We start from the raw sequence: 15,260 nt of genomic DNA on the forward strand, positions 1-15,260 counted from the left end.
AAGACGTTAGACGCGTGCGAGTCTACGAAACGAAAATGACAGAACCATTGCAGAGAAATGACAGTGGCCCTCAAATTGAGGGCCACTACAAACGAATTACACTCTGTTCTTCCACACCGTCTGCACGTTACAGAATTCATGCAGGCCGAAATGGGAAAGCTCGCGGCCAAAACCACTCTTCTTCACACCGCCAAAGGCCACGCGCGCATCGCTGGCGCTGTAACCATTGATAAACACCCCACCGCACTCCAGCTCGCGAGAGAATTTATCCGCAAGCGCGGCGTCGGCGGTGAAGACCGTAGCAGAGAGGCCAAAGTCGCTGTCGTTTGCCAGCGTCAGGGCGTGCTCAGCATCTTTCGCGACGGTAATAGCCGCTACCGGACCAAACAGCTCCTGGCGGAAGGCCGTCATCGACGGCGTGACGTTCGCCAGCACGGTAGGCGCGTAATAATTCCCCTCGCCGCTGATTTTCTCTCCGCCCAGCAGCAGCGTGGCCCCCTCAGCCAGGGTGGCCTGAACCTGCTGATGCAGTTCATCGCGCAGGTCAAAACGCGCCATCGGGCCAATGTAGTTCTCTTCTTCATCGGGTGTGCCCATCTTCAGGGCGGCTACGCCCGCGACGAAGCGTTGGGTAAAGATATCCGCAATACCCTCTTCAACAATAAAGCGTTTGGCGGCCGCGCACACCTGCCCGGTATTCTGATAGCGACCCGCCACCGCCGCTTTCACGGCGAGATCCAGGTCAGCGTCGTTGAGCACGATGAACGGGTCAGAGCCGCCCAGCTCAAGCACGCATTTTTTCAGCGCTGCGCCAGCCTGGGCACCAATTGCGGCCCCGGCACGCACGCTGCCGGTCACGGTCACCGCCGCAATGCGACGGTCGTTAATCGCCTGGCTTACGCCGTCATTGGTGGCATTAACCCAGCCAAAAACGCCTTCCGGGAAACCGGCATCCGCAAAAATCTGCGCGATTAGATCCGCCGAGCCGAGCACGTTCGGCGCGTGCTTAAGCAGATAGCTGTTACCTGCCAGCAGGATCGGCACCGCCCCGCGCAGTACCTGCCAGAGCGGGAAGTTCCACGGCATCACCGCCAGAATCGGTCCCAGCGGGCGGTATTCAATAACCGCGTTGTGGTTTTCCACCTGGGTTGGCTCTGCATTCAGCATGGCCGGGCCGTGTTCCGCATACCAGTCACACAGACCCGCAGATTTTGCCACTTCCGCCCGCGCCTGCAGAACCGGTTTGCCCATCTCCCGGGACATCATCCGGGCCATCTCTTCCGCACGATGACGCAGCGCAGCACCGAGATCGCGCAGCTTCTGCGCCCGCCGGGCGACGCTTTCGCTCCGCCACTGACGAAAACCGGCATCAGCCCGGGCGATAGCCTGTTCAACCTCTTCCTTTGTCGCCCACGGATACGCGGCGATCGTTTCACCCGTAGCCGGGTTAACAGACAGGGCATGTGTAGCAGATGAATAAGTCATGATGTTCTCCACGCATTTCGGTTGATTAATTGTGGCTCACTCTGCTATTTCTTAGAAATGAATAATACTAACCACCTTATTCACGAAATGAGAATGCTATGGATTTAACCCAGCTTGAAATGTTTAACGCCGTCGCGCTGACGGGGAGCATCACCCAGGCGGCGCAGAAGGTGCATCGCGTTCCCTCGAACCTGACAACACGAATCCGCCAGCTGGAAGCCGATCTCGGCGTTGAGCTGTTTATTCGTGAGAACCAGCGTTTGCGGTTATCTCCCGCCGGGCATAACTTCCTGCGCTATAGCAGACAGATTCTGGCGCTGGTGGATGAAGCGCGCATGGTCGTCGCGGGGGATGAACCACAGGGGTTATTTGCTCTTGGCGCGCTGGAAAGCACCGCTGCCGTGCGCATCCCTGAATCGCTGGCGCAGTTTAACCAGCGTTATCCGCGCATCCAGTTTGCCCTCTCTACCGGCCCTTCCGGAACGATGATAGAGGGTGTACTGGAGGGAACGCTGAGCGCCGCCTTTGTTGACGGACCGCTGTCACACCCGGAACTGGAGGGGATGCCGGTCTACAGGGAAGAGATGATGCTGGTCACGCCTGCCGGGCATACGGAGGTCACACGCGCCACGCAGGTGAGCGGCAGTGACGTTTATGCCTTTCGCGCCAACTGCTCATATCGCCGACATCTGGAGAGCTGGTTTCATGCAGACGGCGCGACGCCTGGCCGCATTCACGAGATGGAGTCCTATCACGGCATGCTCGCCTGCGTCATTGCGGGCGCGGGCATCGCGCTGATGCCGCGCTCCATGCTGGAAAGTATGCCAGGACATCATCAGATTGAGGCCTGGCCGCTGGCTGAAAACTGGCGCTGGCTCACCACCTGGCTGGTGTGGCGACGGGGGGCGATGACCCGCCAGCTGGAAGCGTTTATAGCGCTGCTAAACGAACGTCTTCAACCAGCGCCTTCTCCATAAACAGGCTAAGCGGGTCGTCAACATAGGGGGCAAATGCCGGGCGCAGTTCGTACCCGCACTGTTCATACAGACGAACCGCGGCGTGTTGTTTTATCCCTGTCTCCAGCCGTACCGTGTGGCAATGACGGCTCAGGGCCTCATCTTCAAGAGCAGCCAGCAGCCTCTCTCCCAGATGCTGTCCCCGGTGGGTCGGGTCAATATAGACCCGTTTCATCTCACCGGTTCCATCCCCGTTAAGCACGATGGCTCCACAGCCAACGGCCTGAAGCTGCTGGTCGCGAATGATCATCAGGATAAGCGATGCGTCGGGCAGCGCTGAAAGATCGAGAAGATGATTGCTCTCTGCGGGATAGAGTTCGCTCTGATAGCGGTCAAGGGCTGCAATCAGTGTGAGGATGTCCGGATGACGAGCGGATTCAGAGGTAATGGAATACATGGCAGGCTCCTTGCTGTTTTTTATTTTAAAATAGCGCAGCTCTGCCATGGTGCTTCATAGTATTAACTTATCGCGCTGCCCGGCTAGCGCAAAAAGATACGGCCTTTCAGATACAACGTGGCCTGACCGGCGATCAACACGCGATCGCCCTTCAGTTCACAGCGCAGATCGCCGCCACGATACGACACCTGACGTGCGTTCAGTGACGTTTTTCCCAGCTTTTCGCTCCAGTAGGGGATCAACATGCTGTGCGTGGATCCGGTAACCGGATCTTCCGGCACCCCTTCGCCCGGGCAGAAAAAGCGGCTGACGAAGTCATAGTCTTCTCCAGGCGCCGTTACGCAGACCATTTTCCCCAGCGGAACCATTGCCGCGATATCCGGCGTGAGCGCCTCCACCTGCTGCTGGCTCTCCAGCACCACGATATAGTCTCGTCCGGCGCGTACCTCTTTCGCCTTTGTGATGCCCAGCGCGGTGAACAACGCTGCCGGGGGATTATCGACGGCCTCCGTCGGCCACGCAGGGAAATTCAGCGTCAGCCAGTCGCCGCTGCGCTTGACCGTCAGCTCGCCCACGAAGCGCGTGGTAAAGTGAATTTCGGTATGCGGATAATCCAGATATTCAAAAATCACGTGTGACGCCGCGAGGGTCGCGTGTCCGCACAGGTTAATTTCGTGCAGCGTGGTAAACCAGCGCAGTTCAAACCCGTCGTCGGTTCGCACAAAAAAGGCGGTCTCAGACTGATTATGCTGCTGCGCCATTTTAAGCAGCGTCTCATCGGGCAGCCACTCCTCCAGCGGGCAAACCGCCGCCGCATTACCGCCAAACGCCCTGTCGCTGAAGGCATCCACCAGATAAAAATCAATTTCCTGCATTGTCTCTCCCTCTCTTGTTATCAGTTTTTAGCGCAGATACACCGTGCCTTTCAGGTAGCACGACGCCTGACCGCTCATCAGCACCCGTTCCCCTCTCAGTTCACAACGCACGTCACCGCCCCGCGCCGACACCTGACGGGCAAACAGGGTCGTTTTGCCCAGTGTTTCACTCCAGTAGGGGATCAGCATCGTGTGCGCGGACCCGGTGACCGGATCTTCCGGGACGGAAACGCCCGGTGAGAAGAAGCGGCTGACAAAGTCATATTCCCCCTCGCCCGGTGCCGTCACGCTAACTTTGTGCTCACCCGGTGTCATCGCAGACAGGTTCGGCATAAGGGCTTCAACCTGCTGGCGGTTTTCCAGGACGATCACCCACGCGCGCCCTTTACGGGCGTCAACGTAGTGGCGGATACCCAGCGCCGCGATCATCTCTGGCGGTGGCGTCTCTTTATGTGTCGGACACGCCGGGAAATCCAGCGTCATCCACTCTCCCTCCCGGCTGACCGTCAGGCGGCCAGATGCGGTGTCGAAGTGGATCCGCGAGTCGGGGTAATCCAGTTCATGAAACAGGACGTACGCGGCGGCCAAAGTGGCATGCCCGCAGAGATTGACTTCGGTGAGCGTTGTAAACCAGCGTAGCTCAATGCCCCCTTTGCTGCAGACGAAAAAGGCCGTTTCCGATTGATTATGCTGTTGCGCCATTTTCAGTAGCGTTTCATCGGGTAACCATTCTTTCAGCGGACAAACCGCCGCCGGATTGCCACCAAACGACGTATCGCTGAACGCATCTACCAGATAAAAATCAATCTCCTGCATTGTCTTACCGCCTGTTTTTGTTGTGTTGTTCTTTTATATTCAATGAAAACACCCTCCCCGGCTACCGCTTTCACAAGGTAAACATTGAGATCTGCGTCACATAATGGTTGAGTTTTCGCCGTTTGACGTTTTAAGATCGTCTCCTCTTCTTTCCAGCAACGAATCTCCGACATCCCTATGACAACGAACACAGTTTCCCGCAGGGTTGCGTGGCTACGCGTGGTCACGCTGGCCATTGCCGCGTTTATTTTCAACACCACAGAGTTTGTTCCGGTTGGGCTGTTGTCTGACATTGCCGACAGTTTCCAGATGGAAACGGCTCAGGTGGGCATTATGTTGACCATCTACGCCTGGGTGGTGGCGCTGATGTCATTGCCGTTTATGCTGCTGACCAGCCAGATGGAGCGGCGCAAACTGCTGATCGGTCTCTTCGTGTTGTTCATCGCCAGCCATGTTCTGTCGTTTATGGCGTGGAACTTTACGGTGCTGGTCATTAGCAGGATTGGCATTGCATTCGCCCATGCGGTGTTCTGGTCGATCACCGCGTCGCTGGCTATACGCCTGGCCCCGGCGGGTAAACGCGCCCAGGCGCTGAGCCTGATTGCCACCGGCACCGCGCTGGCGATGGTGCTGGGTCTGCCGATTGGCCGTATCGTGGGGCAATACTTCGGCTGGCGTACGACCTTCTTCGCGATCGGCATGGGGGCACTGGTTACGCTGGTGTGTCTGATTAAGCTGCTGCCCGCGCTGCCGAGCGAACACTCTGGCTCGCTGAAAAGCCTGCCGCTGTTGATGCGTCGCCCTGCGCTGCTGAGTATCTATCTGCTTACCGTAATCGTGGTGACCGCCCATTACACGGCATACAGCTACATTGAACCGTTTGTTCAGGTGGTGGCAGGCTTTAGCGCCAATTTTGCCACCCTGTTACTGCTCATCCTCGGCGGTGCGGGCATTATCGGCAGCGTGCTGTTTGGCAAGCTGGGTAATCAGCATGCTTCCTTGCTTGTGAGCGGCGCCATTGGCCTGCTGCTCGCCTGCCTGCTGTTGCTGATGCCCGCCGCGGGCAGCGAAAACCATCTGGCGATCCTGAGCCTGTTCTGGGGCGTGGCGATCATGATCATCGGCCTTGGCATGCAGGTAAAAGTGCTGGCGCTGGCACCGGACGCGACGGACGTTGCCATGTCACTGTTCTCGGGGATATTTAATCTGGGCATCGGCGCGGGCGCGCTGGTGGGAAATCAGATTAGCCTTCATGTCTCGATGTCGGCGATTGGGTATCTGGGCGCTATTCCGGCCCTGGTCGCGCTTATCTGGTCAGTGCTCATCTTCCGCAAATGGCCGGTGGCGCTGGAGGAACAAGGTCAGCACGGGTGACGTTGGTTTGTGCCGGGTGGCGCTGCGCTTACCCGGCAATCACCTCAGTGGTAAGTTTTAATAATCTCCAGCACGCCGTTAATAATAAACTGCACGCCCATACAGACCAGTAAGAAGCCCATCAGACGTGAAATAGCTTCGATACCGCCCTTGCCTACCCAGCGCATAATCGCACCGGAACTGCGCAGTGACCCCCACACAATGATCCCGATAATCGCAAAAATCAGCGGTGGCGCAATCGTCAGGACCCAGTCCGGGAAGGTGGCGCTATCACGTACCGTAGAGGCGGAACTGATGATCATCGCGATGGTACCCGGCCCCGCCGTGCTCGGCATAGCCAGCGGCACAAAGGCAATATTTGCACTCGGTTCGCTTTCCAGCTCTTCGGATTTGCTTTTGGCTTCCGGCGACTCATGCGCTTTCTGCGCCGGGAACAGCATGCGGAAACCGATAAAGGCGACAATGAGTCCCCCGGCGATGCGAAGGCCAGGGATGGAAATCCCGAAGGTGTTCATCACCACCTGCCCCGCATAGTAAGCCACCATCATGATGGCAAACACATAGACGGAAGCCATCATTGACTGATGGTTACGCTCGGCGCTGTTCATATTCCCTGCCAGCCCGAGGAAAAGCGCCACCGTCGTTAACGGGTTTGCCAACGGCAGCAGCACCACCAGCCCAAGACTCACTGCTTTAATTAAATCCAACATAATGCATCGTCGTCCTTATCCATATTCATCCCCGCAAGTATAGGGGGAAAGTGTGACGTTAAGCCATCTGCGCAACGTAACGATTATTTTCCGTAAGTAAGGATAACCCTGAGTTATCTATATGATTTGAAAGCGTTCAAAAAAAGTTCATGAAACGTTTTAGCAATTCGTGGCATCGGCTGATTCATTCAGTTGACTTATACTTGCCTGAGCAATAATATCTGCCGTGACTAAACTACTTGCCAGGGCAACCATTGTGAAAAGCACCAGTGATATCTTTAACGACGTTGTTCCGCTGGGTCGTCTTATTCATATGGTTAACCAGAAAAAAGATCGCCTGCTCAATGACTATCTGTCACCGCTGGATATCACCGCAACACAGTTCAAAGTGCTGTGTTCCATTCGCTGCGAAGTGTGTATCACGCCGGTTGAGCTGAAAAAGGTGCTCTCTGTCGATCTGGGTGCGTTAACCCGCATGCTGGATCGTCTCGTCTGCAAAGGATGGGTAGAACGAAGCCCTAACCCGAATGACAAACGCGGCGTGCTGGTCAAGCTCACCTGCGATGGCGCGGCCATGTGCGAGCAATGTCATCAATTAGTAGGACAAACACTGCATCAGGAACTAACAAAAAACTTAACGGCAGATGAAGTGGCAACCCTTGAGCTTTTGCTGAAGAAAATACTGCCGTAAACAGAAAAGAGGTATGACGATGTCCAGACGCAATACTGACGCTATCACCATTCATAGCATTTTGGACTGGATCGAAGATAACCTGGAATCGCCGCTCTCCCTTGAAAAAGTGTCAGAGCGTTCAGGTTACTCCAAATGGCACCTGCAACGGATGTTCAAAAAAGAGACCGGCCATTCACTAGGTCAATATATTCGCAGTCGCAAGCTGACGGAAATTGCCCAGAAACTGAAAGAAAGCAATGAGCCGATCCTTTATCTGGCAGAGCGTTACGGATTTGAATCACAGCAAACCCTGACGCGTACGTTTAAGAACTATTTTGACGTGCCGCCTCATAAGTACCGAATCACCAGCGTACCCGGAGAATCCCGATACCTGTATCCGTTAAAACATTGTAGTTAATCATCGCCTGTAAAAGACGTAACCGAGGAAATCATGAAAGTTATCGCCTCCGCCGCCCTCGCCTTGCTGGTGCTGTTTTCCAGCCAGACCTTCGCGGAGCAAACCCCAGGTGCAACGCAGCAAAATAATCGTGGCACGATGATTTTGCCGTCAGCACATGACCAGTCACCCTATGATTTCAACCACATGGGGACTGGTAGCGACAAATCCGACGAATTAGGCGTGCCTTATTATAATCAGCACGGCTTCTGATTCGTTTTTGCCCCGCCACTGCGGGGCTTTTTTATGCTCTAGCCTCTGACGCGCGCCGCCCGCCGTACCCGCAAGCCAAACACGTTGATATACAGCCCCGCCATAATCAGCACGGCCCCCAGCAACTGCAGCGCGCTCAGCGTTTCATCCAGCAATAGCGCCGCACTGGCGAGCCCAACCACCGGCACCAGCAGAGACAGGGGCGCCACGCGCCAGGTTTCATAACGCCCCAGCAGCGAACCCCAGATCCCATAGCCCACAATCGTGGCGACAAAGGCCAGATAAATCAGAGAAAGGATCGTGGTCAAATCGATATCGACCAGGCTTCTCAGCATCACATCCGGGCCATCCAGAATAAACGACGCCGCCAGAAACGGGATGACCGGAATTAACGCGCTCCAGACCACCAGCGACATCACCTGCGGCCGCGCCGCGTGCTGCATAATCAGCTTGTTGAAGATATTCCCGCACGCCCAGCTCAGCCCCGCCGCCAGCGTAAGCATAAAGCCCAGCAGCGCCACATCCTGACCATTCAGGCTGGCTTCAATCAGCACCAGTACGCCAAACACCGCCAGCGTAATCCCCGCCAGCTGTTTGCCCTGCAAACGTTCGCCAAATACGAACGCACCGAGAATGATGGTAAAGAACGCCTGCGCCTGCAAAACCAGCGAGGCAAGACCGGCAGGCATACCAAACTTGATGGCGCAGAAGAGAAACGCGAACTGGCCAAAGCTGATGGTCAGGCCATAGCCCAGCAGTAATTTGAACGGGATTTTTGGACGCGCAACAAAAAAGATCGCCGGGAACGCCACTAACATGAAACGCAAACCGGCCAGCATAAGCGGGGGCATATTGTGCAATCCCAGCTTAATGACGACAAAATTGAGCCCCCATACTACGACCACCAGCAACGCCAGCAGTCCGTCTCTACGCGTCATACCCTGCCCCTGAATTATTAATAATTTGTTAACACTTCAAGGTAACAGAAAAAAGGACGCTGCGAGAAGATCATTAATTCTGGCAGGCAGCTGAAGCACTTACGGATAAACCAGGTGCTATACAAGCCCCTTATGTCATGGTAATCCTGTTAACACACCTCTAATAAAAGCATAAGCAACTGTCGGGCAGAAATATGAAACCATCTCTCAGGCGCTCAACCGCAGCGCTGCTGGCATCGTCATTGTTGTTAACCATCGGTCGGGGAGCGACGCTGCCGTTCATGACCATTTATCTCACGCGCGTCTACAACATGAGCGTCGAGAATATTGGTTATGCCCTGACGATTGCGCTGACCATCGGCGTGGTGTTCAGCCTGGGATTTGGCATTCTGGCGGATAAGTTTGATAAAAAACGCTACATGCTGATTGCGATCGTGGCGTTTATTGCCGGATTTGTCGCGATCCCGCTGGTGGATAACGTCACGCTGGTGGTGCTGTTCTTTTCCCTGATCAACTGCGCCTACTCCGTATTTTCGACGGTGCTGAAAGCCTGGTTCTCCGACGTGCTCACCTCAAGCCAAAAAGCGCGTGTTTTCTCGCTCAACTATAGCTTCCTGAACATTGGCTGGACGGTCGGCCCGCCCATCGGCACCCTGCTGGTGATGTACAGCTTACAGCTGCCCTTCTGGCTGGCCGCTTTTTGCGCCGCGCTGCCGCTCGCGTTTATCCATTTCTTTGTGCAAAAAAGCGTCGCGCTGGATACCGCCGAGGAAAAAATGCCCTGGCAGCCGTCGGTGTTGCTGAAAGACCGCGCCCTGTTCTGGTTCACCCTCTCCGGCCTGCTCGCGTCGTACGTGGGCGGATCGTTCGCCAGCTGCATTTCGCAGTATGTTCTGGCCGCCCACGCCGACAGCGATTTCGCGCAGAAGGTCGTCGCCGTGGTGCTGCCCGTTAACGCCGCCGTGGTGGTGACGCTGCAATACGCGCTTGGGCGCAAGATTTCCGCCAGCAATATTCGCCCCCTGATGACCGCCGCGACGCTGTTTTTTATCCTGGGGCTGGGGGGCTTTATGTTCTCCGGGGAGAATCTGATTTACTGGGGTATCGCTGCCGCGATCTTTACGCTGGGTGAGATTATTTATGCGCCGGGTGAATACATGCTGATCGACAACATCGCCCCGCCGGGTATGAAGGCAAGCTATTTCTCCGCACAGGCGCTGGGCTGGCTGGGCGCGGCCGCAAACCCGATGATCACCGGGATTATCCTGACCAACCTGCCGCACTGGTCGCTGTTTGTGATTATGATGGTCGCCATCGTCATTGCGTGGCTGATGATTTTGCGTGGGATGAGCGTGAAGGCGTGGTGCGAGTCACCCAAGGTAGCGTAGCAACTTGTAGGCCGGGTAAGGCGTAGCCGCCACCCGGCAATAAAGCATCAGTGGTGCAACATTTCTTCTACCACCTGCTCTTTGTACATCTCATTCGGATAATAGGTCGGCCAGTTATCCATCTCTTTCAGCAACGCCTCGTGGGAAGTGTTGCCCATAAAAATATGGAAGTGCGAGGACGCTTTCGGCCCGATGGTATGGTCGCTGAACTGCACAAACTTCGGCGCCGTGCTGCTGGCATCCTGACACTCAAACAGATAGCGAACGCCTTTTTTGCCTGACGCATAGGTCAGAATTTTGTAGCCGCTGTAATTATAATGGCAACGGCTAACCGCTTTGCCCTTGTGGAACTCCATCACGTTATTTTCAATGCCAATGGCATCCACGTCCGTCGCATAGCCTTTACGATAATAGGCTTTCACCTCGTCGAAGGTTTTGCTTTTATCCTTCTGCGCTTTCTGTTTAAAGACCGGATCCAGCGATCCATCCAGCAGGAAAGGATAAACGGACTGCCAGGTACCGTCCCAGTCAGACAGCGCTCTGTCCTTCACGTCTTTATCCTCAAACACGCCGTTCGCCGCTTTCTGCTCCGCTTCGGTCATCTGATGACCGTGCGAGTGCGCTAACAGCTGGCCGCTGACCAGCAGCGCCCCCAGAGTCATGATCCATTTACCAGCATGTGCAGCCAAAATAACCCCCTCATCCCGTTTTATAAGAATGAGAATGTTATATTATAACATTTCAAATCGCAACCAGCCCGCGAACGCCCTCCTGCGCCATGTTTTCCCCCCGTCCACGCTGGATAATGGTGCCGCGCGACATCAGGAGATAGCTATCGGCCAGCTCGGCGGCAAAGTCGTAAAACTGCTCGACCAGCAGGATCGCCATATCGCCTCTGTTCGCCAGCGTGCGGATCACCTGGCCAATCTCTTTTATCACCGAAGGCTGAATGCCTTCCGTCGGTTCATCCAGAATCAGCAGCTGCGGGCGGCTTGCCAGCGCACGGCCAATCGCCAGTTGCTGCTGTTGTCCGCCGGAGAGATCGCCTCCGCGGCGGTGCTTCATCTCTTTGAGCACCGGGAAAAGCTGCCAGATCTCCTCCGGTACCTGCTTCGCCTCGCGGGCGGAAAAGCGCGACAGCCCCAGCAGAAGATTTTCTTCCACGGTCAGGCGCGGAAAAATCTCGCGTCCTTGCGGGACATACGCCACGCCAGACTGTACCCGCTGGTGCGGTTTGCTGTGGGTGATCGTCTTACCCTGCCAGATGACCTCCCCGGTTTTCGCCGGGATCAGCCCCATCAGACACTTCAGCAACGTCGTTTTCCCGACGCCGTTGCGCCCCAGCAGGCAGGTGACTTCTCCGGTGGCGGCCTCAAAACTGACGCCGCGCAGGATATGGCTGCCACCGTAATACTGATTCAGTTCGTTAACCTGTAACATCTTCTCTCCTTAGCGCCCCAGATAGACCTCAATCACCTGCTCGTTGGCCTGCACCTCGCGAAGCGAGCCTTCGGCCAGCACGCGCCCCTGATGCAATACCGTCACGTGGTCGGCAATGGTTTCGACAAAGCCCATGTCGTGCTCCACCACCATCAGGGAGTGTTTACCCGCCAGGGTTTTGAACAACTCGGCGGTGTATTCCGTCTCTGCGTCGGTCATCCCGGCGGCGGGTTCGTCCAGCAGCAACAGATGCGGATCCTGGACCAGCAGCATACCTATCTCCAGAAACTGCTTTTGACCGTGCGACAGCAGCCCGGCGCGGCGATCGCGTTCGTTGCCAAGACGCAGTAAAACCAGCATCTCATCAATGCGATCGCGTTGCTCACCGTTGAGTTTTGCCCGCAGGCTCGCCCAGACGGATTTATCGGTTTTCATGGCGATCTCAAGGTTTTCCCACACCGTCAGCGCCTCAAAGACCGTGGGTTTCTGGAACTTTCGCCCGATCCCCTGACGGGCTATGGCCGCAGGCTCCAGCGCGGTCAGGTCGATCGATTGATCGTAAATAGCCCTCCCGCTTTTTGGTCTCGTTTTGCCGGTGATCACATCCATCAACGTGGTTTTACCGGCTCCGTTGGGGCCAATCACGCAGCGTAACTCGCCCACGCCGATATTCAGCGAGAGATCGGTCAGCGCCTGGAAACCGTCGAAATTGACGTTAATGGCCTCAAGCTGAAGCACCGGATCCGTCTGGTCACGGTAGCGGTCGCCGGGCAACTGGCGGGTAAATAACCCTTCCGTTGGCTGCATTATTTCTCTCCCTTACGAAACAGACCGTAGACACCGCGTGGTAAGAACAGCGTGACGGCGATAAAAATCAGCCCCAGGAACAGCTGCCAGTACTCCGGCATGGCGACGGTGAAAAAGCTCTTCGCCCCGTTCACCAGCGCCGCGCCAATCACCGGCCCCACCAGCGTGCCGCGCCCGCCCAGCGCCACCCAGATGGCGGCTTCTATCGAGTTCGTCGGTGACATTTCACCGGGGTTGATAATGCCCACCTGCGGGACATAGAGCGCCCCCGCCAGGCCACACAGCACCGCGGAGAGCGTCCAGACCAGCAGTTTGAACCCGCGCGGGTCGTAACCACAGAACGTCAGACGGTTTTCTGCGTCACGAACGGCGGTCAGGATTCGGCCAAATTTGCTTTTTGCCAGCGCAAATCCCGTCCCCAACGCCAGGAGCAGCAACAGTACGGTCGCCAGAAACAGTGCAATACGCGTGGAGGTTTCCGTCACCGAAAATCCGAGCAGCGTGGTAAAGCCGGTGAAGCCGTTATTGCCGCCAAAACCGGTCTCGTTGCGAAAGAACAGCAACATCCCGGCATAGGTCAGCGCCTGGGTCATAATCGAGAAATAGACCCCTTTGATCTTCGAGCGGAAGGCAAACCAGCCAAACACCAGCGCCAGCAGCCCCGGCACCATGACAATCAGCACCAGCGCCCAGGCGAAGTGTTGGGTGCCCCACCAGAACCACGGCAGCTCACTCCAGGAGAGAAATGACATAAACGCGGGCAGACCGTCACCCGCCGCCTGGCGCATCAGATACATGCCCATCGCATAACCGCCGAGTGCGAAAAAGATACCGTGCCCAAGAGACAGCATACCGGCATAGCCCCACACCAGATCGAGCGCCACCGCAACGGTGGCATAGCAGAGGATCTTGCCCGTCAGCGTCAGCATCCAGGTCGATAACGCCAGCGGATGCGTTGCAGGCAGTAAGGCGAAAAACGGTAATATCAGCAGACACGCCACCAGCAGGCTGCCTGCGATCTGCGTTGTGCGTGGCGCTTTGCGCGCCAGCGTTAAGGTAAGCGGCTGGCTCATCAGTCAATAACCCTCCCTTTCAGCGCAAATAACCCCTGAGGACGCTTCTGAATAAACAGCACGATCGCCACCAGAATCACGATCTTGCCCAGCACCGCGCCCATCTGTGGTTCAAGGATTTTATTGAAAATGCCCAGACCAAAGGCCGCGGCCACGCTCCCTGCCAGCTGGCCCACGCCACCGAGCACCACCACCAGGAACGAGTCGATGATGTATCCCTGGCCCAGCTCCGGTCCGACGTTACCCAGCTGCGATAATGCCACGCCGCCTAACCCGGCAATGCCGGAGCCCAGCCCGAATGCGAGCATATCGACACGCCCTGTCGGCACCCCACAGCAGGCAGCCATGCTGCGGTTTTGCGTCACCGCGCGCACGTTTAGCCCCAGACGGGTTTTATTCAGAATCAGCCAGGTAAAGAACAGTACCAGCAGCACAAAACACAGCACCACAATACGGTTCCACGGCAGCGTCAGGTTGGCGAAAACCTGTACCCCGCCGGAAAGCCATGCCGGGTTCGCCACCTCCAGGTTCTGGGCGCCAAACGTCATGCGCACCAGCTGGATAAGCATCAGGCTGATGCCCCACGTTGCCAGCAGCGTTTCCAGCGGACGACCGTACAGATGACGGATCACGGTGCGCTCCAGCACCATTCCGATTGCCGCCGTCAGGCAGAACGCGACCGGTAAGGCGATAACCGGATAGAGCGCCAGCCACTGTGGCGCGAGGCTGGTCATGGCCTGCTGCACCATCCAGGTGGCATACGCGCCCAGCATCAGCATTTCACCGTGCGCCATATTGATGACGCCCAGCAGGCCGTAGGTGATAGCCAGCCCCAGCGCAGCCAGCAGCAGCACCGAACCGAGGGAAAGCCCCATAAACGCCTGACCCAGCAGATCGCCCCACATCAGGCGGTGCGTTATCTGGTTAAGGCTCTCTTCGGCAGCGGCGCGAACGCCGGCGTCCGGCTCGGTCTGCGCCTGGGTATACGGGGTGAGTCGGGACACCACGTCCGGATCGTCGGACTGGCCTAACAGTTCAGCAGCGTGGCGACGCACCTCCGCCTGCGGGCTTGCCAGCTGGAGATTCGCCACCGCCAGCAGCAGCGTCTGACGCGCTACCGCATCCGTTTCACGGTTTACCCGATTTTCCAGAAAAGCGAGCATCGCAGGTTGCGCATCTCGCTGCAGTTGACGGGCCGCCGCCCGCCTTTCCGTGACACTGTCACTGACCAGCTGATGCGTAGCGATAGCCGTGGCAGCAAGTACGCGCAGTCGGTTCGTCAGCCGGACCGCTTTTGTCTGCCCTTCAGTCGCCTTTGCTTCACCGAGGGGAACCATTCCGCCATTACGCTGCGCAAAAGCGTGCTTTTGGCTGTCGGTATACAGGTTTTCCTTTTGCAACGCCTGAAGCAGCGTCAGCCTGGCGGCATCCGGCGCGGCGGCCCACTGCGTCAGTAATTCCGCCTGCTGGGTGCGGCTGGCGGCAACGAAACGATCGGCATCCGATGCCTGCGCCATCCCTGGCAGCAGTCCGGTAAGCCATATAAGAGCGACGATCGTGCGCATGACGTTCATGGCTTGTCTCCCTGAGGTGATGGC

Annotated in this window: 17 protein-coding genes; 6 read left to right on the plus strand and 11 right to left on the minus strand. The window is 56.8% G+C overall.

Features of this window, described 5'->3' with window-relative positions:
- Nucleotides 1-96: 96 nt before the first annotated feature.
- Nucleotides 97-1,485, minus strand: coding sequence for a succinate-semialdehyde dehydrogenase (gene sad / locus O1723_RS10720; protein ID WP_023337290.1), 1,389 nt, complete (start codon nucleotides 1,483-1,485; stop codon nucleotides 97-99).
- Between the two features lie 98 nt (nucleotides 1,486-1,583).
- Here sad and ptrR point away from each other — a divergent pair, with 98 nt between their 5' ends.
- A complete protein-coding gene (ptrR, locus tag O1723_RS10725; protein ID WP_014883831.1) occupies nucleotides 1,584-2,462 on the plus strand; it encodes a putrescine utilization regulator PtrR in 879 nt (292 codons plus the stop codon).
- Here the strand turns inward: ptrR and O1723_RS10730 are convergent.
- The 3 genes from O1723_RS10730 to O1723_RS10740 all read right to left on the minus strand — a co-directional run bounded on the left by O1723_RS10730 (nucleotide 2,416) and on the right by O1723_RS10740 (nucleotide 4,589).
- Complete coding sequence (locus tag O1723_RS10730; RefSeq protein ID WP_023330415.1) at nucleotides 2,416-2,898, minus strand: GNAT family N-acetyltransferase; 483 nt, start codon at nucleotides 2,896-2,898, stop codon at nucleotides 2,416-2,418. The genes ptrR and O1723_RS10730 overlap by 47 nt on opposite strands.
- Nucleotides 2,899-2,981: 83 nt before the next feature.
- On the minus strand, nucleotides 2,982-3,773 hold the full coding sequence (locus tag O1723_RS10735) for a PhzF family phenazine biosynthesis protein (protein ID WP_023337289.1): 792 nt from the start codon (nucleotides 3,771-3,773) through the stop codon (nucleotides 2,982-2,984).
- Nucleotides 3,774-3,800: 27 nt separating this feature from the next.
- The gene (locus O1723_RS10740) at nucleotides 3,801-4,589 is read right to left on the minus strand and encodes a PhzF family phenazine biosynthesis protein (RefSeq protein ID WP_023337288.1); all 789 of its coding nucleotides are present in this window, start codon (nucleotides 4,587-4,589) and stop codon (nucleotides 3,801-3,803) included.
- 177 nt (nucleotides 4,590-4,766) lie between these two features.
- Between O1723_RS10740 and O1723_RS10745 the strand changes: the two genes are divergently transcribed.
- The gene (locus O1723_RS10745) at nucleotides 4,767-5,963 is read left to right on the plus strand and encodes a sugar transporter (RefSeq protein WP_248190574.1); all 1,197 of its coding nucleotides are present in this window, start codon (nucleotides 4,767-4,769) and stop codon (nucleotides 5,961-5,963) included.
- 44 nt (nucleotides 5,964-6,007) lie between these two features.
- On the opposite strand, the gene O1723_RS10750 is transcribed toward O1723_RS10745, so the two are convergent.
- Nucleotides 6,008-6,673 carry a MarC family NAAT transporter gene (locus tag O1723_RS10750; RefSeq protein WP_023337286.1) on the minus strand — a complete coding sequence of 222 codons (666 nt, stop codon included), beginning with the start codon at nucleotides 6,671-6,673 and terminating at the stop codon, nucleotides 6,008-6,010.
- Between the two features lie 256 nt (nucleotides 6,674-6,929).
- Here O1723_RS10750 and marR point away from each other — a divergent pair, with 256 nt between their 5' ends.
- From marR to marB, 3 genes are read left to right on the plus strand one after another with little or no spacing between them, the layout of a single operon-like run.
- A complete protein-coding gene (gene marR, locus O1723_RS10755) occupies nucleotides 6,930-7,364 on the plus strand; it encodes a multiple antibiotic resistance transcriptional regulator MarR (RefSeq protein WP_014883825.1) in 435 nt (144 codons plus the stop codon).
- Nucleotides 7,365-7,383: 19 nt separating this feature from the next.
- Nucleotides 7,384-7,764: an MDR efflux pump AcrAB transcriptional activator MarA gene (marA, locus tag O1723_RS10760; protein WP_008502237.1), complete on the plus strand. Its 381-nt coding sequence runs from the start codon at nucleotides 7,384-7,386 to the stop codon at nucleotides 7,762-7,764.
- Between the two features lie 33 nt (nucleotides 7,765-7,797).
- A complete protein-coding gene (gene marB, locus O1723_RS10765) occupies nucleotides 7,798-8,016 on the plus strand; it encodes a multiple antibiotic resistance protein MarB (RefSeq protein ID WP_014883824.1) in 219 nt (72 codons plus the stop codon).
- 38 nt (nucleotides 8,017-8,054) lie between these two features.
- On the opposite strand, the gene eamA is transcribed toward marB, so the two are convergent.
- The gene (eamA, locus tag O1723_RS10770; protein WP_023337285.1) at nucleotides 8,055-8,954 is read right to left on the minus strand and encodes an O-acetylserine/cysteine exporter; all 900 of its coding nucleotides are present in this window, start codon (nucleotides 8,952-8,954) and stop codon (nucleotides 8,055-8,057) included.
- Nucleotides 8,955-9,148: 194 nt separating this feature from the next.
- Between eamA and ydeE the strand changes: the two genes are divergently transcribed.
- Entirely contained in the window at nucleotides 9,149-10,342 is a 1,194-nt protein-coding gene (ydeE, locus tag O1723_RS10775) for an efflux MFS transporter YdeE (protein ID WP_023337284.1), read from the plus strand.
- Nucleotides 10,343-10,389: 47 nt separating this feature from the next.
- On the opposite strand, the gene zinT is transcribed toward ydeE, so the two are convergent.
- Genes zinT through urtB form a run of 5 tightly spaced genes read right to left on the minus strand, consistent with a single transcriptional unit; the run spans nucleotide 10,390 to nucleotide 15,236 of the window.
- On the minus strand, nucleotides 10,390-11,031 hold the full coding sequence (gene zinT, locus O1723_RS10780; protein WP_014883821.1) for a metal-binding protein ZinT: 642 nt from the start codon (nucleotides 11,029-11,031) through the stop codon (nucleotides 10,390-10,392).
- Between the two features lie 52 nt (nucleotides 11,032-11,083).
- Nucleotides 11,084-11,782, minus strand: coding sequence for an urea ABC transporter ATP-binding subunit UrtE (urtE, locus tag O1723_RS10785; protein WP_014883820.1), 699 nt, complete (start codon nucleotides 11,780-11,782; stop codon nucleotides 11,084-11,086).
- Nucleotides 11,783-11,791: 9 nt separating this feature from the next.
- Nucleotides 11,792-12,589 (minus strand): urea ABC transporter ATP-binding protein UrtD, encoded by a 798-nt coding sequence (gene urtD, locus O1723_RS10790; RefSeq protein WP_023330407.1) that lies wholly within the window; start codon nucleotides 12,587-12,589, stop codon nucleotides 11,792-11,794.
- Nucleotides 12,589-13,662, minus strand: coding sequence for an urea ABC transporter permease subunit UrtC (urtC, locus tag O1723_RS10795; RefSeq protein ID WP_023337281.1), 1,074 nt, complete (start codon nucleotides 13,660-13,662; stop codon nucleotides 12,589-12,591). Before urtC ends, urtD begins: the two co-directional genes overlap by 1 nt.
- Nucleotides 13,662-15,236 carry an urea ABC transporter permease subunit UrtB gene (urtB, locus tag O1723_RS10800; RefSeq protein WP_038421156.1) on the minus strand — a complete coding sequence of 525 codons (1,575 nt, stop codon included), beginning with the start codon at nucleotides 15,234-15,236 and terminating at the stop codon, nucleotides 13,662-13,664. The genes urtC and urtB overlap by 1 nt, the downstream gene beginning before the upstream one ends.
- Nucleotides 15,237-15,260: the final 24 nt, after the last annotated feature.

This window comes from Enterobacter cloacae complex sp. HYC080_NIDB, assembly GCF_056673325.1.

Bases quoted from the DNA above. Each gene is read 5' to 3' on its own strand.
- sad (WP_023337290.1), bottom strand. From the start codon at position 1,485: ATGACTTATTCATCTGCTACACATGCCCTGTCTGTTAACCCGGCTACG.
- ptrR (WP_014883831.1), top strand. From the start codon at position 1,584: ATGGATTTAACCCAGCTTGAAATGTTTAACGCCGTCGCGCTGACGGGG.
- O1723_RS10730 (WP_023330415.1), bottom strand. From the start codon at position 2,898: ATGTATTCCATTACCTCTGAATCCGCTCGTCATCCGGACATCCTCACA.
- O1723_RS10735 (WP_023337289.1), bottom strand. From the start codon at position 3,773: ATGCAGGAAATTGATTTTTATCTGGTGGATGCCTTCAGCGACAGGGCG.
- O1723_RS10740 (WP_023337288.1), bottom strand. From the start codon at position 4,589: ATGCAGGAGATTGATTTTTATCTGGTAGATGCGTTCAGCGATACGTCG.
- O1723_RS10745 (WP_248190574.1), top strand. From the start codon at position 4,767: ATGACAACGAACACAGTTTCCCGCAGGGTTGCGTGGCTACGCGTGGTC.
- O1723_RS10750 (WP_023337286.1), bottom strand. From the start codon at position 6,673: ATGTTGGATTTAATTAAAGCAGTGAGTCTTGGGCTGGTGGTGCTGCTG.
- marA (WP_008502237.1), top strand. From the start codon at position 7,384: ATGTCCAGACGCAATACTGACGCTATCACCATTCATAGCATTTTGGAC.
- marB (WP_014883824.1), top strand. From the start codon at position 7,798: ATGAAAGTTATCGCCTCCGCCGCCCTCGCCTTGCTGGTGCTGTTTTCC.
- eamA (WP_023337285.1), bottom strand. From the start codon at position 8,954: ATGACGCGTAGAGACGGACTGCTGGCGTTGCTGGTGGTCGTAGTATGG.
- ydeE (WP_023337284.1), top strand. From the start codon at position 9,149: ATGAAACCATCTCTCAGGCGCTCAACCGCAGCGCTGCTGGCATCGTCA.
- urtE (WP_014883820.1), bottom strand. From the start codon at position 11,782: ATGTTACAGGTTAACGAACTGAATCAGTATTACGGTGGCAGCCATATC.
- urtD (WP_023330407.1), bottom strand. From the start codon at position 12,589: ATGCAGCCAACGGAAGGGTTATTTACCCGCCAGTTGCCCGGCGACCGC.
- urtC (WP_023337281.1), bottom strand. From the start codon at position 13,662: ATGAGCCAGCCGCTTACCTTAACGCTGGCGCGCAAAGCGCCACGCACA.
- urtB (WP_038421156.1), bottom strand. From the start codon at position 15,236: ATGAACGTCATGCGCACGATCGTCGCTCTTATATGGCTTACCGGACTG.